This window comes from Streptomyces sp. NPDC037421 (genome assembly GCF_055602105.1).
This window is the reverse complement of sequence record NZ_JBVJWV010000039.1, coordinates 38,554-60,260: the sequence shown is the minus strand read 5'-3', so window position 1 is coordinate 60,260 and position 21,707 is coordinate 38,554. Positions and strand designations below refer to the sequence as shown.

At 75.7% G+C, this 21,707-nt stretch carries 16 protein-coding genes and 1 riboswitch; of the genes, 8 read left to right on the top strand and 8 right to left on the bottom strand.

The window, feature by feature from the left end; all coding sequences use genetic code 11:
- Positions 1-15: 15 nt before the first annotated feature.
- On the bottom strand, positions 16-684 hold the full coding sequence (locus ACZ7IF_RS34380; protein WP_470979843.1) for an O-methyltransferase: 669 nt from the start codon (positions 682-684) through the stop codon (positions 16-18).
- Between the two features lie 19 nt (positions 685-703).
- The gene (locus ACZ7IF_RS34375; RefSeq protein ID WP_470979840.1) at positions 704-1,819 is read right to left on the bottom strand and encodes a class I adenylate-forming enzyme family protein; all 1,116 of its coding nucleotides are present in this window, start codon (positions 1,817-1,819) and stop codon (positions 704-706) included.
- A 213-nt stretch (positions 1,820-2,032) separates the two neighbouring features.
- Between ACZ7IF_RS34375 and ACZ7IF_RS34370 the strand changes: the two genes are divergently transcribed.
- Positions 2,033-4,336, top strand: coding sequence for an immune inhibitor A domain-containing protein (locus ACZ7IF_RS34370; protein WP_470979837.1), 2,304 nt, complete (start codon positions 2,033-2,035; stop codon positions 4,334-4,336).
- A 173-nt stretch (positions 4,337-4,509) separates the two neighbouring features.
- Positions 4,510-5,394 (top strand): trypsin-like serine peptidase, encoded by an 885-nt coding sequence (locus ACZ7IF_RS34365; RefSeq protein ID WP_470979834.1) that lies wholly within the window; start codon positions 4,510-4,512, stop codon positions 5,392-5,394.
- A gap of 32 nt (positions 5,395-5,426) precedes the next feature.
- Here the strand turns inward: ACZ7IF_RS34365 and ACZ7IF_RS34360 are convergent, their stop codons facing one another.
- From ACZ7IF_RS34360 to ACZ7IF_RS34350, 3 genes are all read right to left on the bottom strand, one after another.
- Entirely contained in the window at positions 5,427-6,836 is a 1,410-nt protein-coding gene (locus tag ACZ7IF_RS34360; protein WP_470979831.1) for an FAD-dependent oxidoreductase, read from the bottom strand.
- 154 nt (positions 6,837-6,990) lie between these two features.
- Positions 6,991-7,920, bottom strand: a complete 930-nt coding sequence (locus ACZ7IF_RS34355) for an oxidoreductase (RefSeq protein WP_470979828.1) — start codon at positions 7,918-7,920, stop codon at positions 6,991-6,993.
- 30 nt (positions 7,921-7,950) lie between these two features.
- Entirely contained in the window at positions 7,951-8,928 is a 978-nt protein-coding gene (locus ACZ7IF_RS34350; RefSeq protein ID WP_470979825.1) for a transcriptional regulator, read from the bottom strand.
- A 506-nt stretch (positions 8,929-9,434) separates the two neighbouring features.
- Here ACZ7IF_RS34350 and ACZ7IF_RS34345 point away from each other — a divergent pair.
- The 5 genes from ACZ7IF_RS34345 (at position 9,435) to ACZ7IF_RS34325 (ending at position 13,998) form a co-directional block, all read left to right on the top strand.
- The gene (locus tag ACZ7IF_RS34345; RefSeq protein ID WP_470979822.1) at positions 9,435-10,655 is read left to right on the top strand and encodes an MFS transporter; all 1,221 of its coding nucleotides are present in this window, start codon (positions 9,435-9,437) and stop codon (positions 10,653-10,655) included.
- Positions 10,652-11,902, top strand: a complete 1,251-nt coding sequence (cbiE, locus tag ACZ7IF_RS34340) for a precorrin-6y C5,15-methyltransferase (decarboxylating) subunit CbiE (RefSeq protein ID WP_470979819.1) — start codon at positions 10,652-10,654, stop codon at positions 11,900-11,902. Before ACZ7IF_RS34345 ends, cbiE begins: the two co-directional genes overlap by 4 nt.
- Entirely contained in the window at positions 11,899-12,648 is a 750-nt protein-coding gene (cobM, locus tag ACZ7IF_RS34335; RefSeq protein ID WP_470979816.1) for a precorrin-4 C(11)-methyltransferase, read from the top strand. The genes cbiE and cobM overlap by 4 nt, the downstream gene beginning before the upstream one ends.
- Positions 12,638-13,411, top strand: coding sequence for a cobalt-precorrin-6A reductase (locus ACZ7IF_RS34330; protein ID WP_470979813.1), 774 nt, complete (start codon positions 12,638-12,640; stop codon positions 13,409-13,411). Before cobM ends, ACZ7IF_RS34330 begins: the two co-directional genes overlap by 11 nt.
- A gap of 74 nt (positions 13,412-13,485) precedes the next feature.
- Entirely contained in the window at positions 13,486-13,998 is a 513-nt protein-coding gene (locus ACZ7IF_RS34325) for a hypothetical protein (RefSeq protein ID WP_470979811.1), read from the top strand.
- Between the two features lie 143 nt (positions 13,999-14,141).
- Here the strand turns inward: ACZ7IF_RS34325 and ACZ7IF_RS34320 are convergent, their stop codons facing one another.
- From ACZ7IF_RS34320 to ACZ7IF_RS34310, 3 genes are read right to left on the bottom strand one after another with little or no spacing between them, the layout of a single operon-like run.
- Positions 14,142-15,662 (bottom strand): precorrin-2 C(20)-methyltransferase, encoded by a 1,521-nt coding sequence (locus tag ACZ7IF_RS34320; protein ID WP_470979808.1) that lies wholly within the window; start codon positions 15,660-15,662, stop codon positions 14,142-14,144.
- Positions 15,659-16,306 carry a precorrin-8X methylmutase gene (locus ACZ7IF_RS34315; RefSeq protein ID WP_470979805.1) on the bottom strand — a complete coding sequence of 216 codons (648 nt, stop codon included), beginning with the start codon at positions 16,304-16,306 and terminating at the stop codon, positions 15,659-15,661. The genes ACZ7IF_RS34320 and ACZ7IF_RS34315 overlap by 4 nt, the downstream gene beginning before the upstream one ends.
- A 4-nt stretch (positions 16,307-16,310) precedes the next feature.
- Positions 16,311-17,582: a cobalamin biosynthesis protein CobG gene (locus ACZ7IF_RS34310; RefSeq protein WP_470979874.1), complete on the bottom strand. Its 1,272-nt coding sequence runs from the start codon at positions 17,580-17,582 to the stop codon at positions 16,311-16,313.
- Between the two features lie 246 nt (positions 17,583-17,828).
- Positions 17,829-17,928: riboswitch (cobalamin riboswitch) on the top strand.
- Between the two features lie 53 nt (positions 17,929-17,981).
- Between ACZ7IF_RS34310 and cobN the strand changes: the two genes are divergently transcribed.
- The gene (cobN, locus tag ACZ7IF_RS34305; RefSeq protein WP_470979802.1) at positions 17,982-21,602 is read left to right on the top strand and encodes a cobaltochelatase subunit CobN; all 3,621 of its coding nucleotides are present in this window, start codon (positions 17,982-17,984) and stop codon (positions 21,600-21,602) included.
- Positions 21,603-21,707 lie beyond the last annotated feature (105 nt).

Genomic DNA, 21,707 nt, shown 5'->3' with positions numbered 1-21,707 from the left:
CGGGGACGGGGGACCTCAGAGTTTGCGCGCGAAGAGCAGGCCGTCCGCTACCGGGAGGAGGACCGACTCCACCCGGTCGTCGGCGCGGACGTGGGCGTTGAACTCGCGGACGGCCAGCCCGTTGCCCTGAGCCGCGGGGTCCGCCGCGGCGCCGCCGAAGAGCGCGTTGTCGGCGAGGAGCAGTCCGCCCGGGCGTACGCGGGGCACCAGTTCCTCCCAGTAGGCCCGGTAGCCGTCCTTGTTCGCGTCCAGGAAGACCAGGTCGACGACCGGTTCGGCCGGCAGGGCGCGCAGGGTCTCCAGGGCGGGCGCGAGCTTCAGCTCGATCCGGTCGGCGAGCCCGGCCTCCTTCCAGGCCTCCTGCGCGATCGCCGTCCACTCCGGTGAGACGTCGCAGGTGAGGACCCGTCCGCCGGGGAGCAGGCCGGCGGCGAGGGCGAGCGTGGAGTAGCCGGTGAAGGTGCCGACCTCCACGATCCGGCGGGCTCCGACCAGCTTCGCGAGGAGGGTGAGGAGGACGCCCTGCTCGTGCGGGATCTGCATCACGGCCCGGTCCCCGAGGGCACGGGTGCGCTCGACCAGCCGCCGCTGGACCTCGCTCTGCGGCTCGGCCTGGGCGAGCAGGTACGCGTACACCTCGGGGGTGAGGTGGACCGTCTTCACTTCTTCGGGCTGCCGGTTCACGGCGTACTTCCTTTCGTGGTCAGTCGGGCGGGGCGATCTGTGCGGGCAGCGGCTTGCCGAGGGGGTCGCGCGGGATCCGGTCCACGAGGCGCACCAGGCGGGGTTCGGCTCCGAGGCCGCGCGCGGCGGCCCGTACGCCGTCCGCCGTCAGGGGGCCGCCTCCGGCCACGAGCACGTCGTACGCCTCCCCGTGCGGCGGGCCGGCGGGGCCGGCGACGCGTACGCAGGCCACGTCCGCACCGGGGAGCGCGGCGCGCAGCCGGGCGGCGATGGCGCCCAGGTCGTACCGGACGCCGTTGATCCGCACCAGCTGGGCGCGGCGGCCGAGGCGCAGGAACAGCCGGTCGCCGAGGCGGCGGACCACGTCGTCCATCTCGTGCCGGTCGGGCCGGCTGCCGTCGGGGAGCGCGGACAGCCGCGGCCCGGTCACGGTGAGCGGGCCCTCCCCTCCGGTGCGGGGCGCAGCGAAGGTGACGTCGTCGAGCAGCGTCCAGGGCCCGGCCGGGTCCCAGCCGGTGCGGTGGGCGACGGATCCGGTCTCGGTGGAGCCGAGCAGCTCGATCAGTACGGCGCGGGCGTCGGCTTCGAACCGGCGGGCCTCCGGTGGGAGTTCGGCGGAGCCGTGCAGGAAGGTGAGCTGCTCGAAGGAGGCGGTCCAGCGGGGGTAGCGGGCCAGGGCCCGGAAGGCGGAGGGGATCGCGACGACGGCGATCCGCCGGGCCGGGACGGCCGGCGGCGGGCAGTCGCCGGCGGGCCAGAACCACACGGGCAGCCCGGTCACGGCGGGGAGCAGTACGGTCGCGGCGGCCCCGTAGGCGTACCGGGGCGGGGCGAAGCTGACGATCGCCTCGGGCGCGTACGGGGCGAGCAGGCGGGCGGTCTGCTCGGCGTCGGCGCGCAGCCGGGCCCCGGTGAAGATCCGCCGCACGGGGTCGCCGGTGGCCGCGTCGGACGCCTGGAACTCGTACGCCCGGCCCGCGAGCCGCTCCCGCGCCCGGGCGGCTTCGGCGGGCGTGAGCCGGTCCCACGGCAGGTGCCAGGGCCCCGGCGGCCCGTCGGGGGCGGCGGCGCCGATGCCGGGACGCTCCCAGGGGGCGTCGAGCGGCAGTGCGGGGTAGGGCGGTTCGAGGGGCATGCGCTCGTCTCCCCCTGTGCGTTCGGATACCGGGACGGGGGCGGACCGGCACCCCGGGAGCCCTCAGGGGCACAACGACGCCGCCCCCTCTCGGGATACGGCGGAAGGGTCCACAGGCTCAAGCCCTCTACCCATCACCTGTGACATGTGAAATATTACCTGCGCCTCAAGCCCCAGCCCCTCATCACCGAACTCCCCGAAAGGGCACCTCCGTTGCGCAGACTCGCCACGGCGGGAACGGCGATATCCCTCGCCGCCCTCACCGCCCTAGCCTTCCTCCCCGCCCCCGCCGCCCTCGCGGCCGCCGCGCCCCCGCCCACTCCGCCGGCGGGCCACGCCGAGCAGGCCGCCTCCCCGCCCCTCGCCCCGCTGGAACTCCGGCGCCAAGCCCTCCGCCGCCAGGCCCTGGAGGGCATCGCGGCCGGCGGCTCCGCGGGCTCCGGGGGCTCCGGCGGCTCCTCCGCCCGTACGGCCGGCCCCCTCCCCCGCACCGCGAAGATCGGCGACCAGTACGTCGAACTCGCCCAGCGGCGCAAGGACAAGGTCTTCGTCATCCTCGCGGAGTTCGGCGACCAGGCCGACCCCCGCTTCGGCGGCACCCCCGGCCCCCTGCACAACACCATCGGCAAGCCCGCCCGGGACGACAACCACACCCTCTGGCGCAAGGACTTCGACAAGGACTACTACCAGCAGCAGTTCTTCTCCTCCCAGCCCGGCTCGGCGTCCATGCGCGCCTACTACAACCTCCAGTCCTCCGGCCGCTACGACTTCGACGGCAAGGTCACGGACTGGGTCAGGCTCCCGTACAACGAGGCCCGCTACGGCACGGACAACTGCACCGAGCCCGGCCAGTGCCGCACCAACTGGGACCTGGTCCGCGACTCCACCACCGCCTGGTACGACGCCGAGCTCGCCAAGGGCCGCACCCCCGGCCAGATCAAGTCCGAACTCGCCCAGTACGACCTGTGGGACCGCTACGACGCCGACCACGACGGGAACTTCGACGAGCCCGACGGCTACCTCGACCACCTGGTCGTCGTCCACGCGGGCAAGGACCAGACCTGGGGCGGCGGCGCCCAGGGCAAGGACGCGATCTGGGCGCACCGCTGGTTCGCGTACTGGAACCAGGCCGGCAGCGCGGGCCCGGAGGGCAACAAGGCCGGCGGCACCCCGGTCGGTGACACCGGGATCTGGGCCGGCGACTACCTCACCGGCGGCGAGAACAGCGGAGCGGGCCTCTTCTCCCACGAGTTCGGCCACGACCTCGGCCTGCCCGACCTCTACAGCTCGGACGGGGACAACAGCGTCAACTTCTGGTCCCTGATGTCCTCGGCCTCCTACCTGGGCAAGGGCCCCAACACCACCGGGCAGTTCCCCGGCGACCTGGACCCGTGGAGCAAGCTCCAACTGGGCTGGCTGGACTACACGGAGGCCGACGCGGGCCGCAGGACCCGCGCCACCCTCGGCGTCTCCGGCTACAACACCGACGACCCCCAGGCCCTCCTGGTCCACCTCCCGCCCTCCACCACCCGCACCGAGCTCACCGACCCCTACGAGGGCGCCCGACAGTGGTGGAGCGGCACCGGCGACTTCATGGACAACACCCTGAGCCGACCGCTGGACCCCGCCGCCGGCCCGGCCACCCTCACGGCCCGCGTCTGGTACGACCTGGAACAGGACTTCGACTTCCTCACGGCGGAGGCCTCCACGGACGGCGGCAGGACCTGGACGGCCCTCCCGGGCACGCTGGGCGGCGCCCCCATCCCGCCCAAGGGCATCTCGGGCACGTCGCAGTCCTGGACGGACCTCACGGTCCCGCTGCCGGCGTCCACGACCCGCCTCCGGCTCCGCACCACCTCGGACAGCAACACCCACGGCCGCGGCGTCACCCTCGACGGCATCCGCGTCACGGCTGCCGACGGCCGCACCCTCCTCCAGGACGGCGCCGAGCAGGGCGACAACGGCTGGACCCCGGTCAAGTGGTCCCGCACGGAAGGCCGCACCGGCACCAGCGAGCACCCCCGCGCCTACTTCGCCGAGAACCGCCGCCACACCGGCTACGGCTCCTTCCTCAAGACGGGCCCGTACAACTTCGCCTCCACCGACCAGAAGGTGGAGTTCTACCCCTACCAGCAGGGCGTCCTGCTCTGGCTCTGGGACACCGCGTACAGCGACAACACCACCAAGGCCCACCCGGGCAACGGCCTCCTCCTCCCGGTCGACGCCCGCCCGGCCCCCCTGCGCTTCGAGGACGGCAGCCTCCTCAACGCCCGCGCCCAGACCTTCGACGCCCCGTTCTCGACCCGCCCGACGGACCGCATCACCCTCCACCGGCCGGGCACCTCGCTGACCGTCCCCGCCCAGCCGGGCGTCCGCGTCTTCGACGACCACCGCAACACCTACTGGAACGCGGACCTCCCCCAGCTCGGCGTCAAGGTCCCGGACACCGGCACCCGCATCGAGGTCACGAAGGAAACCCCCACCCGCACCACCCTCCAGCTCACCCCCTCCCCCTGACCCCGCCCCCCACACGCGAGCGCCCCGCCGGACCCAAGACCCTCCCGGCGGGGCGCTCGTCCGTACCCGGTCGGCAGCTGTGAGGACGGACACGTTCCGGAGGGGAACCAGCACGGAGGGAGCTCCGTTGGGGATGGGGATTGGGTGGTGACGGCGATCTCCGGGAGCGGTGCATGACGGGCAAGGCCGTGCGGGTGTGTGTGCTGGCCGGGGTCTGCTGTGCGCTCGTGGCCGCCGGGGTGGCCTTCGGGGTGGGGCGGTTCGGGACCGTCGCCGCGGGGGACGCCGGTCGCGGGAGGTACGTGCAGGATGCCCGGCTGGCCGACGAGGCCGCCGGGACGGCTCTGGAGACCCTCGTCGAGGGGGGTGGGGAGCGCGGGGCGCCGGCCGGGGCGGCGTGGAAGGTGTCCGAGCCGCTCCAGGCGGTGACAGTCGAGCCCGAGCCGGCCGTCGGGGCGCTGTTCTCCCCCGGGATGGACTGGGACGACGAGCACCACTGCTCGGGGAGCGTGGTGCATTCCGCCGACGGGGATCTCGTCGTGACCGCCGCGCACTGCGTGTACGCCGGCGGGTTCCGGACCAATCTGGCGTTCGTGCCGGGGTACGCGGAGGGCAAGGCGCCGTTCGGGGTGTGGGTGCCGACCCGGGTCGATGTGGATCCGCGCTGGGTGCGGTCCGCGGATCCCGATTACGACGTGGCGTTCATCCGGGTGCGCCGGCCCGGGCATCCCGGGCAGCGGCTGGAGGACGTCACGGGGGCGCAGGCCATCCGCTTCGGGCAGCAACTGCCCGCCCCCGCCCGGCTGGTGGGCTACCCCAACGACGCCGAGCAGCCGTTGGGGTGCGCCAACACGGCCGTCGCCGCCGGGTCCACGCAGCTGCGGCTGGACTGCGCGGACGTGCCCAACGGGACCAGCGGCGGCCCCGTCCTGACCGGAGCTGGGACCCTGATCGGGGTGATCGGCGGCCGGGACGGAGGCGGGGACGAGGTGACTTCGTACAGCAGTTACTTCGGGGACGGTGTGCGCGAGCTGTACGAGCGGGCCGTCCGCGGTTAGGGGGTGTCCGACCCTGATCCGCCGGACACCCCCTAACCCGGCCCGTGGTGCGGCGGGTAGGACGTCGTGGTGCGGGGCGAGGTGGGCAGGCGCCACTTCGACAGGACGCGGAGCATCGTGCCCGGGGCGAGCAGGGTGTTCGGCGGGGTGGACAGGGACAGGACGCCGAAGAAGGGGGCCGAGATCGCCGGGTCGGAGTTGGCCCCGGCCATGACGCGGGACATGTACGCCTGGAGGACGCGGGTCGCGCGGTCCGGCGGCGGGCCCTCGGTGCCGGGGTAGCGCAGGTCCTCGCTGGTGGCGATCTGCCAGGCGACGTTGGCGGCGGTGACGGTGTGCCGCTGGACGCGGCGCGCCTGTGCCGGGATCTGGGCGGTGCCGAGGCCCTTGATGGCGTCGCCCAGGGCCTGGGCGGTGATGGCGGCGACGGTCATGCCGTGCCCGTAGACCGGGTTGAAGCGGCAGGCCGCGTCGCCGACGACGAGGAGGCCCTCGGGCCAGCGGTCCATGCGCTCGTAGTGGCGCCACTCGTTGGCGGTGGCCCGGAAGCCGGTGGGCGGGGCCAGCGGTTCGGCGTCGCGGATGGCGTCGTAGAGGGCGGGGCTGCGCAGGGTGCGGGCGAAGCCGAGGAAGTCGGGGTCCTTGGTGGGCGGGGCGTGCTCGCCGTTGCCGATCAGGGTGGCCAGCCAGCGGTCCCCCTCCAGCGGCACCAGCACTCCCCCGCGCGGGCTTTCCGGGCGGCCCTGTACGTACATGCCCTGCCAGCGGCGCTCCGGATCGTCCAGGGCGGCCTTGGGGATGGCGTACGGGCGGCTGGAGTAGCCGAGGTGGGAGTCGTAGCGGGTGACCGCCGGGGCGGGGTAGCCGAGGGCGGCCAGCCAGGCGGGGGCCTTGGAGGTGCGGCCGGTGGCGTCGACCACGAGCGCGGCGGTGAGGCGGCCCCCGTCGCGCAGGGTCACGCCGGCCACGGAGCGGCCGTCCGCCCCGCCGACGAGCCCGGTCGCGAGCCGGCCGCCGAGCATCCGGATCCGGCCGTCGCGCAGCACGGCGCGGCGCAGCGTCCAGTCGAGGAGTTCCCGGCTGCCGATCAGCATCCCCGCCCCCGGGACGGGCCGGAACCAGTCGGCGGGGCTCAGCCAGAGGAAGTCGCGCGGCGACTCCAGCAGGGCCGCGCCGGCCGCCAGCAGCTCGGCGGTGGTGCCGGGCAGCAGCTGCTCCATCAGCTCGACACCGCGCGCCCACAGCACGTGCGCGTGCCGGGACTGCGGCAGGCCGGGACGGAACTCCGGCCCGTGCAGGGACAGTTCGTCCCGCTCGACGACGGTGACGCGGGCGAACCGCCTCGCCAGGACCCGTGCCGTCAGCAGCCCGGCCAGGCCGGCCCCGAGGACCACGGCGTGGTCCCCGGGGGATTCTGTGTGGTTGTCCGGAGTGTCGTCCATGGGACGAGTGTCCGGCCGTCGGGGCGGCCGGGGTCAGGCCCCGGCCGGGGCGGACGGTTGCGTGCCGGGGGCGTGGCGGGGGCGCGGACAGGGCGGCGGGGGCGGCCGGGGGCGCGCGCGCGGGGGCAGCCGGAGGGGGCGGGCGGGCCGGAGACTACAGGGGCGGGTACGTGACGCCCGTGAGCTTCTCGGAGGCGGCCCAGAGCCGCTCGCCGGCCGCGTCGTCGAGGGTCCAGCCGGCCCGCCAGGAGCGTACGGGCGCCCCGCGCCAGCCGAGCCTCGGCCCGAAGAAACCGTCCTGCCGGACCCCGGGCGCGGTGGCGGCGTACAGGGTGGGGAGGGCACCGGAGGAGGCGGGCTGGGCGAGGACGGCGTTGCCGAGGGCCATGACGCGCGAGCCGGGGCCGCGGCCCTCCAGGGCGGCGGCTCCGGCGTGGAGGTTGGTGGAGGCGTAGCCGGGGTGCGCGGCGGCGGCGGTGACCGCGGAGCCGGCGGCGGTGAGGCGGCGGGCCAGTTCGTGGGTGAAGAGGAGGTTGGCGGTCTTGGAGCGGCCGTAGGCGGTCCAGCGGCGGTAGTCCCGCTCGTCGCCTTCGGGTGCGCCGGGCCCGGGCCGGCCGAGGACGTGGAAGCCGCTCGACACGTTGACGATCCGGGCGCCGGGGGCGGCCGCGAGCAGCCCGGGCAGCAGCAGGCCGGTCAGGGCGAAGTGCCCGAGGTGGTTGACGCCGAACTGGGTCTCGAACCCGTCGGCGGTGCGGCCGTACGGCAGGGCCATCACCCCGGCGTTGTTCACCAACAGGTCGAGGGTGGAGTGGTGCTGGGCGAAGACCCGCGCGAACTCCCTTACGGAGGCCAGGTCGGCGAGGTCCAGTTCCAGGAACTCCGCCCGGGCCCCGGGCACTTCACCGCGCAGCCCCTTCACCGCGGCCCGGCCGCGCGCGGCGCTGCGGCAGGCCAGGACGACGGTCGCGCCGTGCCGGGCGAGTTCCCGGGCGGTGACGTAGCCGATGCCGCTGTTGGCGCCGGTGACGACGGCGGTGCGGCCGCTCTGGTCGGGTATGCGGGTGGCGTTCCAGCCGGTCACGGCAGCCTCCTCGGACGGTCGCGGCCCACCCTACTCAGGGGCACCCGCCGCCGACACCAGTACGTCCCCGGCCGCGACCCGGCTGTAGAGAACGCTGCGGCCCGCCCGCCGGCGCAGGACCAGCCCCGCGGCGAGGAGCACCTTCAGCTGCCCGGCCACCGCGCCCAGGCTGTACCCGGTCAGCGCCACCAGCTGCGTCGTGGACTTCGGGCTCTCCAGCAGCACCAGGACCCGCGCCCGCACCGGCCCCAGCAGCCGTACGAGCGCCTGCGGCGCGGCCGGCCCGGGACCCTGCTGGGTGAGCTGGCCCGCGCAGGGGTACACCAGCGCGTGCCGGTGCGTACCGGTCCAGGCGACCCACCCGTGGGCGTGCGTCACCGGCACGAAGACCAGCCCGGCCTCCCCCGACAGCTCGCGCGGCCGCCGCTGCTGGAGGTTGACCCGCAGCCGCCCGCCGCCCAGCCAGGCCATGCCCGGCCGCATCCCCGACAGGGCGGCCGCCCAGCCCTCCCGGCCGAGCTGGGCCGTGCGCACCAGCACGTCCGCCTCCGCGACGCGGCGGCGCCGGTCCCAGTCGGGGCGTACGGCCTCCTCCCAGACCCACTCCAGCAGTTCGGCCGTCCTCGGGCCGAGGCCGCGCGCCCGGTCGAGGCCCTCGGGGAGCCGGCCGGTGGCGGCGCGCAGGTCGGTGCGGACCACCGCGTCCGGGGCGGCGCGGACGGTGGCGAGCTCCTCGGCGAAGGCACGGCCGTCCTGGTGGGCGGGCGGGGTCAGGTACCCGGCGATCCACAGCCGCCCGAGGGCGGCGCGCACCAGGGCGGCGGTGAGGGGCTCGGCGGCGAGGTGGGCCCGGTAGTGCGGGAGCCGGTCCGCGAGCCAGGCCCGCTCGGCGGGGTGGGCGGGGGCGCGGCGCTCCAGGGCCATGAGGGCGGCGGTGGTCTCGGCGAGGGGGGACACCACGAAGCGGCTGCGCGCGAGCGCGTCGGTGTCGATCCGCCACCATCCCACGGCGTGCCGCCCCCTGCCCGTGTCCCGGCCCCTGGTGCCGGGGCTGCCGCCCTGATCATGCCGTGCCCCTGCCGGGGGTCACACGGCCCCCGGGGGCGCGGTCGCGCTCGGGCCGGGACCGCCGCCGCGCGGGCTGCTCCCCGCCCCGCCCTTCGCCCGTTCCCCGGGGCTCCGCCCCGGACCCCGTACGGGTGCTGCGCGCCCGCGCCTCAAACGCCGGCGGGCTGGGTTTCCCGGCCCCGCCGGCGTTTGAGGCGCGGGGGTCTGGGGGCGGAGCCCCCAGGAGGGGTCCGGGCGCAGCCAGGGGAACGGGCGAAGGGCGGGGAGGGGCGAGCCCCGCGCAGCGGCACACCAGCCGCAGGCGACGCACGGCCCGCGCCGAGCCACCGGCACCGGCACTGGCACTGGCACTGGCACTGGCACTGGCACTGGCACTGGCACCGGCGAGGTTTCGCGTCCACGCGAAACTCTGGGCCGCCCCGCACCACCCGTCGGAGACTCCCCGCATGCCACACGGTTACCGCTCCCTCGCCCTGCGCGTTCCCGAGTTCACCCCCTTCTTCTGCGCCGCCGCCCTGCGCGTCGCCGCCTCCACCACCGGCGGGCTCGCCCTCGGGGTGCTGGTCTACGGGCGGACCCGCAGCCCGCTGCTCTCGGCCCTCGCCATGTTCGGCCCCTCCCTCGCCCAGGTGCTCGGCGCGACCCTGCTGATGGCCGCCGCCGACCGGCTGCCCCCGCGTGCCGCGCTCGCGGGGCTCGCCGCCCTCGCCGCCGCCGGGACCGGCCTGCTCGCCGTCCCCGGGCTGCCGCTGTGGGCGGTGTTCGCGGTGCTGCTGGGGCAGGGGCTGGCGGACTCCCTCGCCGGCGGGGTCCGTTACGGGCTGCTCACCGAGATCCTGCCGCCCGGGGACTACCTCCTCGGCCGCTCCCTCCTCGCCGTCGCCGCCGGTGTCACGCAGGTCGCCGGCTTCGCCGCCGGCGGTCTGCTGCTCGGCGCGCTCTCCCCGCGCGGGGTCCTGCTGGTGTCGGCCGGGCTCGGGGCGGCCGCCGCGCTCACGGTCCGCTTCGGGCTGCGCCGCCGCGCGCCCCGGGCCGGGGGCAGGCCCTCGCCCGCCGAGACCTGGCGCGTGAACGCCCTGCTGCTGTCCGATCCGGCCCGGCGGACCCTGTACCTCGCCCTCTGGGTGCCGAACGGGCTCATCGTCGGCTGCGAGTCGCTCTTCGTCCCGTACGATCCCGCGCACGCCGGACTGCTCTTCGGCTGCGCCGCCGCCGGCATGCTGGCCGGGGACACCGTCGCGGGCCGCTGGCTGTCCGAGCGGCTGCGGATCCGGCTGGCGGCCCCGCTGCGGCTGCTGCTGGCGCTGCCCTACCTGGTGTTCGCCCTGGATCCGGGGCCGGTCGTCGCGACGGCCGCCGTCGCCCTGGCGTCCACCGGCTACGCGGCCGGGCTGCTGATGCAGGAGCGGCTCGTACCGCTGCTGCCCGAGGGGACGCAGGGGCAGGCGCTCGGGCTGCACTCGGCCGGGATGCTCACGATGCAGGGGGTGGGCGCGGCGCTCGCCGGGGCGGTGGCCCAGTACACCTCGCCGACGGCCGCGATCACCGTGCTGGCGGCCGCGTCCCTCGTGGTCACCCTGGCACTGGAGCCGGGTCTGCGCCCCGATAGGCTGCGGGTCCGTCCGCCGCATTCCCCTTCTCCCGTTCCCCGAGGTACCGCGCAGTGAGCTCCGCAGCACCCCCCGCACCGGTGACGGTCGTCGGCCTCGGCGCCGACGGCTGGACCGGGCTCACCGCCGGCGCGCGGTCCGCGCTGGCCTCGGCCGAGGTGCTGATCGGCGGCCCCCGGCAGCTGGACCTGCTGCCTGCGGCGGACTGCGCCGGGCTGCGGGTCGCCTGGCCGAGCCCGCTGCGCCCGGCCGTGCCGAAGCTGGTGGCCGAACACGCCGGGCGCCGCATCGCCGTACTGGCCAGCGGGGACCCGATGTTCTACGGGATCGGCCGCGCGCTCTCCGAGGAGCTGGGCCCGGACGCCCTGCGGGTCCACCCGCACCCCTCGTCGGTGTCGTACGCGTGCGCCCGTCTCGGCTGGCCGGTGGAGGACACCGAGGTGGTGACGGTGGTCGGCCGGCCGGTGGCCCGGCTGGCGGCCGCGCTGCACGAGGGCCGTCGGGTGCTGGTCCTCAGCGCCGGAGCGGCGACCCCGGACGAGATCGCCGCTCTGCTTCGAGAGCGGGGCTTCGGCCCGAGCCGGATGCGGGTGCTCGAACAGCTCGGCTCCGAGCGCGAGGACTCGTACGAGGGCACCGCGCGGGACTGGGACCGCGAACCCGGTGACCCCCTCAACGTGGTCGCCGTGGAGTGCCGTCGGGATCCCGCGGCCGACGTGCCCCGGCTCGGCGCCACCCCCGGTCTGCCCGACGCCGCGTACGAGCACGACGGGCAGCTCACCAAGCGCCACGTGCGCGCCGCGACCCTGTGCGCGCTGGCCCCGGCCCCCGGCGAGCTGCTGTGGGACATCGGCGGCGGCTCCGGGTCGATCGGCATCGAGTGGATGCGTACGCACCCGTCCTGCCGCGCGGTGGCCATCGAGCGGGTCCCGGAGCGGGCCGGCCGCATCACCCGCAACGCGGCCGCGCTCGGCGTGCCCGCCCTGCGCGTGGTCGTCGGCGCGGCCCCGGCCGCCCTGGACGGACTCCCGGCCCCCGACGCGGTGTTCATCGGCGGCGGGCTGACCGCGCCGGGGCTGCTGGACGCGGCCTGGGCGGCGCTGGCACCCGGCGGCCGGCTGGTGGTCAACACGGTCACCCTGGAGTCGGAGGCGGTCCTCGCCGAGCGCTACCGGCGCCACGGCGGCGAGCTGGTGAAGCTGGCCGTCGCGCACGCCGTGCCGGTCGGCGGTTTCACCGGCTGGCGGCAGGCCATGCCGGTCACCCAGTGGTCGGTCACGAAGACGCAAGGAGAAGCAGAATGACCGTGTACTTCATCGGCGCGGGCCCCGGCGCCGCCGACCTGATCACGGTGCGCGGTGCCCGGACCCTGGCCGCCGCCCCCGTCTGCCTCTACGCGGGCAGCCTGGTCCCGCGCGAGCTGCTCGCCGAATGCCCGGCGGACGCCCGGCTGGTCGACACCTCGCAGCTGAACCTCGACGAGATCGTCGCCGAGTGCGTACGGGCCCACGGGGCGGGTCTCGACGTGGCGCGGCTGCACTCGGGCGACCCGTCCATCTTCAGCGCGGTCGCCGAGCAGATGCGGCGCCTCGACGCGGCCGGCATCCCCTACGAAGTGGTCCCGGGCGTACCGGCCTTCGCCGCGGCGGCGGCCGCCCTGAAGCGGGAGCTGACCGTCCCCACGGTCGGCCAGACCGTGATCCTGACCCGGATCGCCCAGCAGGCCACGCCCATGCCGCCCGGCGAGGACCTGGCCACGCTCGGCCGCAGCGGTGCGCTGCTGGTGCTGCACCTGGCCACCCGGTACGTCGACCGGGTCGTGGACGAACTGCTGCCGCACTACGGCGCCGAGTGCCCGGTGGCGGTGGTGGCGATGGCCAGCCGCCCCGACGAGCTGATCCTGCGCGGGACCCTGTCCGACATCGCGGCGCAGGTGAAGGCGGCCGGGCTGGTGCGCACCGCCGTCATCGTGGTGGGCCGGACGCTGGGCGCCGAGCAGTTCCGCGACAGCCACCTGTACTCGCCCGAGCGCGACCGGCATGTCTGCTGAGGCGGCCGGGGGCGCAGCGGACTCCGACCGGCACGTCCTGATCCTGGGCGGCACGACGGAGGCCCGCCGGCTGGCGGAGGCGCTGGCGCGCGAGACCTCGTACCGGGTGACGACCTCGCTCGCGGGCCGGGTGTCCTCGCCCGTGCTGCCCCCGGGCGAGACCCGGATCGGCGGCTTCGGCGGTGTCACGGGGCTCGCCGCGTGGATCGTCGCCGCCGACGTCACGCACGTGGTCGACGCCACGCACCCCTTCGCGGAGCGGATGAGCTTCCACGCGTCGGAGGCGGAGGCGTACACGGGCGTGCCGCTGCTGGCGCTGCGCCGTCCGGGCTGGACGCCGGGGCCGGGCGACGACTGGACGTTCGCGGACTCCCTCGCCGACGCGGCCGCCGTGCTGCCCTCGCTCGGCGGCCGGGCGTTCCTGACCACGGGCCGGATGGGGCTGCACGCCTTCGCGCACCTCACCGACACCTGGTTCCTGGTGCGTTCGGTGGATCCGCCCGCCGCGCCGATGCCGCCGCGTCTGGAAGTGCTGCTGGCGCGCGGCCCGTTCGGGCTGGCCGGGGAGCGGGAGCTGCTGGCCCGGCACCGGATCGACGTGCTGGTCACCAAGGACAGCGGCGGCGACGCCACGTCCCCCAAGCTCACCGCCGCCCGCGAGGCGGGGATCCCGGTCCTGGTCGTACGCCGGCCCCCGGTTCCGGAGCACGTGCCGCGGGCCTCTTCGGTGGAGGCGGTCCTGAGCTGGCTCCGCCAGGACTGAGCCCGGAACCGGGCCGGAACCGGGCGGGGCCCGGCCGCGACCACGGCCCCCGTCACACCCTCTAGGCTGAGGGAATGCGGATACGTCACTCCTTCCTCCTGATCCTCGCGGCCGCGACGCTCGTCACCGGGTGCGGCAGCGGCGGGCAAGAAGCGACGCCCCGGATGTGGGAGCCCGACGACGCCCTCCAGCGGGCCGACAAGGCCCTGGGCGAGGAGGTCGGCGACGGCCGCGTGACGATGCGGGGGACGAGCTTCCTCGCCACCGGCCTGGACAAGACCCTGGAGACCGGCGGGGAGGGCCCGTACCGACTCGACGTCGCCTGCGACAGCGAGGAGAGCCCCCGGGTCAGGCTCGTGCTGTCGCGCGAGGGCGGCGCCGGGGACCGTTCCTTCGACGTGTCGTGCGGCACGGTCGGTGAGGTCACCCGGCTGAACTTCCCGGCGGGTACGGCGCTCACCGCGCACATAGAGCCCACCCCGCAGGACGACTCCCCGCCGGCCGGGGTCCTGTCGTGGCAGCTGCTCACCGTCGACCCGCAGGGCGTCGAGGGCTGCGCGGACGTCCTCGCGGGCTGCTCCGGCTGAGCCGGGGCCGTCCGGCGACGGCCCCCGCGACGGGGTTCCACCGTCAGGCCCGGGCCGTCGGCGTCGCGGTCCCGTACGACGGCTGCGGACGTCCGGCCCCGCGGGCCCGGGCGGTCACCCGCCCGGGCTGCCGCCCCGTCGGCTCACGGGTAGCGGCGCGGCGTCCACGTCACCCGCGAGCCGTCGGGCCGCCGCGTGACCTGGGTCTGCGAGGAGCCGATCAGCAGGATCGTCCGCATGTCCACCTCGGACGGCTCCAGTTCGGCCAGCGTCAGGACGCGCACCGACTGCTCCGGGCCGCCCACGTCCCGCGCCACGACCACCGGGGTCTGCGGAGCGCGCAGCTCCAGCAGCAGTTCCCGCGCCTGGGCGACCTGCCAGGTCCGGCTGCGCGAGCCCGGGTTGTACAGCGCGAGTACCAGGTCGGCGGCGGCGGCCGCGCGCAGCCGTTCCGCGATGACCTCCCACGGCTTGAGCCGGTCGGAGAGCGAGATGGTGGCGTAGTCGTGGCCCAGCGGGGCCCCGGCCGCGGCGGCCGCCGCGTTGGCGGCGGTCACGCCCGGCAGCACCCGTACGGGGACGTCCTCGTACGGGGCCTGCCCGGCCACCTCCAGGACGGCGGTGGCCATGGCGAAGACCCCGGGGTCGCCGCCGGAGACGACGGCCACCCGCTTGCCGCGCCGGGCGAGGTCGAGGGCGAACTCGGCCCGCTCGGACTCCACCTTGTTGTCCGAGCCGTGCCGCACCTGGCCCGGCTTGACCGGCACCCGGTCCAGGTAGGTGGTGTAGCCGACGAGCACCTCGGCGTCGGCCAGCGCCCGCCTGGTCTCCGGGGTCAGCCACAGCGGCCCGGCGGGGCCGGTGCCGACGACCGCGACCTCGCCGGGGCCGGAGGGCACGCTGCCCGGGTTGCCGATCCGGCTGGGCACGACGGCGACGGCGAAGTACGGGACGCTGTCCGGGTCGGTGTCCGCCAGGACCCCGGTCCTCTCCCCCTCCATCGTGGCGCGCTCCACGTAGCGGGCCTCGGCGAGCCGGCCGCTGCCCTCCATCGCCCGCCGGACGGCGGGGAAGGTGCGGCCGAGCTTCATCACGACCGCCGAGTCGGTGGCGGCGAGGCGCGCGGTGAGCTCCTCCTCGGGCAGGGTGCCGGGCAGGATCGTCAGCACCTCCTCGCCCTCCACGAGCGGGGTGCCGAGCCGGGCGGCGGCGGCGCTCACGGAGGTGACGCCGGGGATCACCTCGGCCTCGTACCGGTCCGCGAGCCGCTTGTGCATGTGCATGTACGAGCCGTAGAAGAGCGGGTCGCCCTCCGCGAGCACGGCGACGGTCCGGCCGGCGTCCAGGTGCGCGGCCAGGCGGGCGGCGGAGGCCTCGTAGAACTCCTCCATCGCGCCCTGGTAGCCGCCGGGGTGGTCGGTGGTCTCGGTGGTGACCGGGTAGACCAGCGGTTCCTCGACGTGGTCGGAGCGCAGGTGCTTCGCGGCGATCGAGCGGGCGATGGAACGGCCGTGGCGGGCGCTGTGGTAGGCGACGACGTCCGCCTCGGCGATCACCTCGACGGCCCGCAGGGTCATCAGGGAGGGGTCGCCGGGCCCGAGCCCGACGCCGTACAGCTTGCCCTTCGCCACGCCGCTCTCCCGCGTCTCCTGACGGTCGCTCATTCTTCCTCGCTCGCGATCGCGTTGATCGCGGCGGCCGCGATGGCGCTGCCGCCGCGCCGGCCCCTCACGATCAGGTGGTCGAGGCCCGAGGGGTGGGCGGCGAGGGCGTCCTTGGACTCGGCGGCGCCGATGAAGCCCACGGGCACGCCGATGACGGCGGCGGGGCGCGGGGCGCCCTCCTCGATCATCTCCAGCAGCCGGAACAGGGCGGTCGGCGCGTTGCCGACGGCGATCACGGAGTTCTCCAACAGGCCCCGGTCGCGCCAGACTTCGAGCGCGGCGGCGCTGCGGGTGGTGCCCATCTTCGCGGCGAGGTCGGGCACGGCCGGGTCGGAGAGGGTGCAGACGACCTCGTTGCCGGCGGGCAGCCGCTTGCGGGTGACGCCGCTGGCGACCATCTGTACGTCGCACAGGATCGGCGCGCCGGCGTGCAGGGCGGCACGGGCCCGCAGGACGACGTCGGGGGTGTAGCCGAGGTCCTGGGGGAGGTCGGTCATGCCACAGGCGTGAATCATGCGCACCGCGACCTGGGCGACCGAGGCGGGCAGCCCGGAGAGGTCCGCCTCGGCGCGGATCGTGGCAAAGGACTGGCGGTAGATCGCGGCGCCGTCCTTCTCGTACTCGAACACGGTGTACTCGCTCATTTCTTCACTGCGATGCGGGTGTTGGGGTGGTGCGTGCGGCCGTGAGGGCGGCCGCCAGGTCTGCGGACGGGGTGGGCCGCCCGTCGAGTTCGTAGCCGTCCGGGGTGGCGACCAGGTCCACCCAGGCGGTGCCGCGCGGATGCCCGCACCGGCGGGCGCAACCGGACCAGTGCACGGGCAGCGCGGCCGCGGCGTCCGTTTCCTTTACGACGGCACGCGCGTCGGCGCGCACGTCCGCGAGGGACTTGGCGCAACCGGGCTTGCCCGTACAGGCCGTGACGGACTGCCAGGGGCCGTCGGGCCCGGTCACCAGGCCCGCCGCCTCCAGCCGGGCGTGGCCGTCGGCGGGGCCGCGGGCGCCCGCGCCCGGCAGGACGACACTGCGCCACGGGGTGACGCGCAGCCCACCGCCGGCGGCGTCGGCGACCTCGGCCAGCACCCGCCACTGGGCGGAGCCCAGCCGGCCGAGCGGGGGCAGCACGCACAGCGCGCCGCCGTGCACCCCGGGCCGGGGCGGTTCCGCGTACGGCCACGCCACCTCGGGCAGGCGGGCGGCGCCGATGCCGGCGGCGGCCAGCCGCAGGGCGAACTCCCCGCCGTCCAGGGCGTGTCCGCCGGGCAGCTCGGCGACCCGCCAGGCCCGGGTACCGGCGGCGTCGGCGGCGTCGAGGAAGTACTCGGCGGCCAGCAGCGCCGCCCGGGGCGCGTCGCCCGCGGCCACCTCGACGGCGTCGGCCCCGGCTCCGAGGCGCACCGCCGCCCGCTCACCGCTGCCGAGCACGGTCACGTCGGGGTCGAGGGCGGCGACGTCCCCGCGCCCGTCGTCGAGGGCGAACAGGAACCGCCCGGACAGGCCCGCCGCCCGGGCGCTGCCGCACAGGAGCCGGTCCAGCTCCCGGACCCGGTGCACGACTCGGGGCCCGCCCATCGGGGAGGCCACGATGTTGCGCACCCGCTCGTGGCCGGGCGCGGGCAGCAGCCCGGCACCGTCGAGCAGCCGCGCGAGGCCGGCGCCGCAGCCGTCGGCGAGGCCGCGCAGCTGGACGTTGCCGCGCGAGGTGAGTTCCAGGTGCCCGTCCCCGAACCGGTCCGCGGCGAGCCCGAGCACGGATGCCTGCGCGGCGGTGAGCAGCCCGCCGGGGATCCGGACGCGCGCCAGGTAGCCGTCATCGGCGGCATGCAGCCGCAGCGCGCCGGGGCAGGCGTCGCCGCGGTCGCGTATGGCGGGTTTGTCCCGCGACGCGGCGGAGGGGGGCTGGGGCATGGCCGCGAGCATACCCACGATTGCCCACCCCCGACCTGTGTCCGTCGCCACCCCGCCCCCGGGCAAAACCGGCCCCGCCGGCGTTTGAGGCGCGAGGGCCAGGGGGCGGGGCCCCCGGCAACGCCGCCGCACCCGGACCCCCCACCCGCACCACCCGGCCCTCCCGCACCACCGGCGGGACCACGGCCACCCACCCCCACTCCCGGCCAGGGAAAAGGCCGCCTAAGATGACCTTCCGACGGGCCGCTCGGCCCGTCATCGCCGAGGACGGCGACATGGGAGGAAGCCCGGTGCGATTCCGGCGCGGTCCCGCCACTGTGAACCCCGCGGAGCGATCGGCCGGGTGAGTCAGGAACTCCCGCCGTCCTCACTGCCCGGGGCGCGGAAACCCCGAGGAAGGCCTGCCGCCGCATGATCCTGCTGCTGTCGACGTCCGACACCGATCTGCTCAGCGCCCGCGCCGCGAACGTCGCCGGCGGCCCCGTGCCGTACCGGTTCGCGAACCCCTCCCGCCTCCCCGTCGACGACCTGCCCGGCCTGCTCGACGGGGTCGGACTGGTCGTCGTACGCCTCCTCGGCGGCCTCCGCGCCTGGCAGGAGGGCCTCGACGTCCTCCTCGCCGCCGGCCAGACCCGCCCGGTGGTCGTACTGACCGGCGAACAGGCCCCCGACGCGCAGCTGATGGAGGCCTCCACGGTCCCGATCGGCATCGCCGCCGAGGCGCACCGCTACCTCGCGCACGGCGGCCCGGCCAATCTCGACCAGCTGGCGCGCTTCCTCTCCGACACCGTGCTGCTCACCGGCCACGGCTTCGAGCCCGCCGCCGCCTCCCCCACCTGGGGCGCCCTGGAGCGCACCCCCGCGCGGGACTCCGGCCCCCAGGTCGCGGTGCTCTACTACCGCGCGCACCAGATGAGCGGCAACACCGCCTTCGTGCACGCCCTCTGCGACGCCATCGAGGCCAAGGGCGGACAGCCCCTCCCCCTCTACGTCTCCTCGCTGCGCACCCCGGAGCCGGAGCTCCTCCAGGCCCTGTCCTCCGCCGACGCGATCATCACCACGGTGCTGGCCGCCGGCGGCACGCGTCCCGCCACCGCCTCCGCCGGCGGGGACGACGAGTCCTGGGACGCGGGCGCCCTGGCCGGGCTGGGCGTACCGATCCTCCAGGCCCTCTGCCTGACGGGTTCGCGCGGCAACTGGGAGGAGAGCGACGAGGGCCTGTCTCCGCTCGACGCCGCCACCCAGGTCGCCGTCCCCGAGTTCGACGGCCGTCTGATCACCGTCCCGTTCTCCTTCAAGGAGATCGACGAGGACGGCCTGCCCGCGTACGTGGCCGACGCCGAGCGGGCCGCCCGCGTCGCCGGCATCGCGGTGCGCCACGCCCGGCTGCGCCACATCGAGCGCGCCGACAAGAAGATCGCGCTGGTGCTGTCCGCGTACCCCACCAAGCACTCCCGCATCGGCAACGCCGTCGGCCTGGACACCCCGGCCAGCGCCGTCGAGCTGCTGCGCACCCTCATCTCCCACGGCTACGACTTCGGCCCCGAGGCGGAGATCCCCGGTCTGGTCTCGGGCGACGGCGACGAGCTGATCCGCGCCCTGATCGAGGCCGGCGGCCACGACCAGGACTGGCTGACCGAGGAGCAGCTGGCCCGCAACCCCGTCCGCATCCCGGCCGCCGACTACCGGCGCTGGTTCGCCGAGCTGCCCGCCGAGCTGCGCGAGAGCGTCGAGGAGCACTGGGGCGAGGCCCCGGGCAACATGTTCGTGGACCGGTCCTCGAACCCGGACGGCGACATCGTCCTCGCGGCCCTGCGCCGCGGGAACCTCCTCATCCTCATCCAGCCGCCGCGCGGCTTCGGCGAGAACCCGATCGCGATCTACCACGACCCGGACCTGCCGCCCTCGCACCACTACCTGGCGGCGTACCGCTGGATCCAGGCGGCGGCGGAGGACGGCGGCTTCGGCGCGGACGCGATGATCCACCTCGGCAAGCACGGCAACCTGGAGTGGCTGCCGGGCAAGAACGCCGGCCTCTCCGCGTCCTGCGCCCCGGACGCCGCCCTCGGCGACCTGCCCCTCGTCTACCCGTTCCTGGTGAACGACCCGGGCGAGGGCACGCAGGCCAAGCGCCGGGTGCACGCCACCCTGGTCGACCACCTGGTGCCGCCGATGGCGCGCGCGGAGTCGTACGGCGACATCGCGCGCCTGGAGCAGCACCTGGACGAGTACGCCCAGATCAGCTCCATGGACCCGTCGAAGCTCCCGGCGATCCGCGCCCAGATCTGGACGCTGATCCAGGCGGCGAAGCTGGACCACGACCTGGGTCTCGAAGAGCGTCCGGACGACGACGGCTTCGACGACTTCCTGCTGCACGTCGACGGCTGGCTGTGCGAGGTCAAGGACGCCCAGATCCGCGACGGCCTGCACGTCCTCGGCGGCGCCCCGACCGGTGAGGCCCGGGTCAACCTGGTCCTCTCCATCCTGCGGGCCCGTCAGATCTGGGGCGGCACCTCCGCCCTGCCCGGCCTGCGCGAGGCCCTCGGCCTCGACGAGTCGGCGGCGACGCGCACGGCGGCGGACACCATCGAGGAGAAGGCCCGGTCGCTGGTCCAGGCGATGGAGGACGCGGACTGGGACCCGGCGGCGGTCGCCGCGGTCGCGGCGGACCACCCGCGGGCCGTCTCGGACATCCTGGCCTTCGCGGCCCACGAGGTGGTCCCCCGCCTCGCCGGCACCACGGACGAGATCGCCCACGTCGTCCGGGCCCTGGACGGCGGCTTCGTCCCGGCCGGCCCGTCGGGCTCCCCGCTGCGCGGCCTGGTCAACGTCCTCCCGACGGGCCGCAACTTCTACTCGGTCGACCCGAAGGCCGTCCCCTCCCGCCTGGCCTGGGAGACGGGCCAGGCCCTCGCGGACTCGCTCCTCACCCGCTACCGCGCCGACCACGACGACGAGTGGCCGGCCTCGGTCGGCCTGTCCCTCTGGGGCACCAGCGCGATGCGCACGGCCGGCGACGACGTGGCCGAAGCCCTCGCCCTGCTCGGCGTCCGCCCCGTCTGGGACGAGGCCTCGCGCCGCGTCACGGGCATCGAGGCGATCCCGCTGTCCGAGCTCGGCCGCCCCCGCGTCGACGTGACGCTCCGCATCTCGGGCTTCTTCCGCGACGCGTTCCCGCACGTCATCGGCCTCCTGGACGACGCGGTCCGGCTGGCGGCCTCCCTGGACGAGCCCGCGGAGTCGAACTTCGTCCGGGCCCACGCCCAGGCGGACCTGGCCGCCCACGGTGACGAGCGCAAGGCCACCACCCGTATCTTCGGCTCGCGCCCGGGCACGTACGGCGCCGGCATCCTCCAGCTGATCGACTCCCGCGACTGGCGTACGGACGCCGACCTGGCGGAGGTCTACACGGTCTGGGGCGGCTACGCGTACGGCCGCGGCCTGGAGGGCCGCCCGGCCCGCACCGAGATGGAGACGGCGTACAAGCGCATCACCGTCGCCGCGAAGAACACGGACACCCGCGAACACGACATCGCCGACTCCGACGACTACTTCCAGTACCACGGCGGCATGGTGGCCACCGTCCGCGCCCTGCGCGGCACGGCCCCCGAGGCGTACATCGGCGACTCCACCCGCCCGGAGACGGTCAAGACCCGCACCCTGGTCGAGGAGACCTCCCGCGTCTTCCGCGCCCGCGTGGTCAACCCCAAGTGGATCGAGGCGATGCGCCGCCACGGCTACAAGGGCGCCTTCGAACTGGCGGCGACGGTCGACTACCTCTTCGGCTACGACGCCACGACGGGCGTGGTCGCGGACTGGATGTACGACAAGCTCACGGAGACCTACGTCCTCGACCCCGCCAACCGCGCCTTCCTGGAGGAGGCCAACCCCTGGGCCCTGCACGGCATCGCGGAACGCCTCCTGGAGGCCGAGTCCCGCGGGATGTGGGAGAAGCCGGACCCGCAGGTCCTCGAAGCCCTGCGCCAGGTCTACCTGGACACGGAGGGCAACCTGGAAGGCGAGTCCGAGTAGGCGGCTTTCCCCGGCACACCGGAAGGGGCGGGGGGGGGGGGGGGGGTGGGGGGGGGGGGGGGGGTGGAGGGGGGGGGGGGGGGGGGGGGGGGAAGGGGGGGTGGG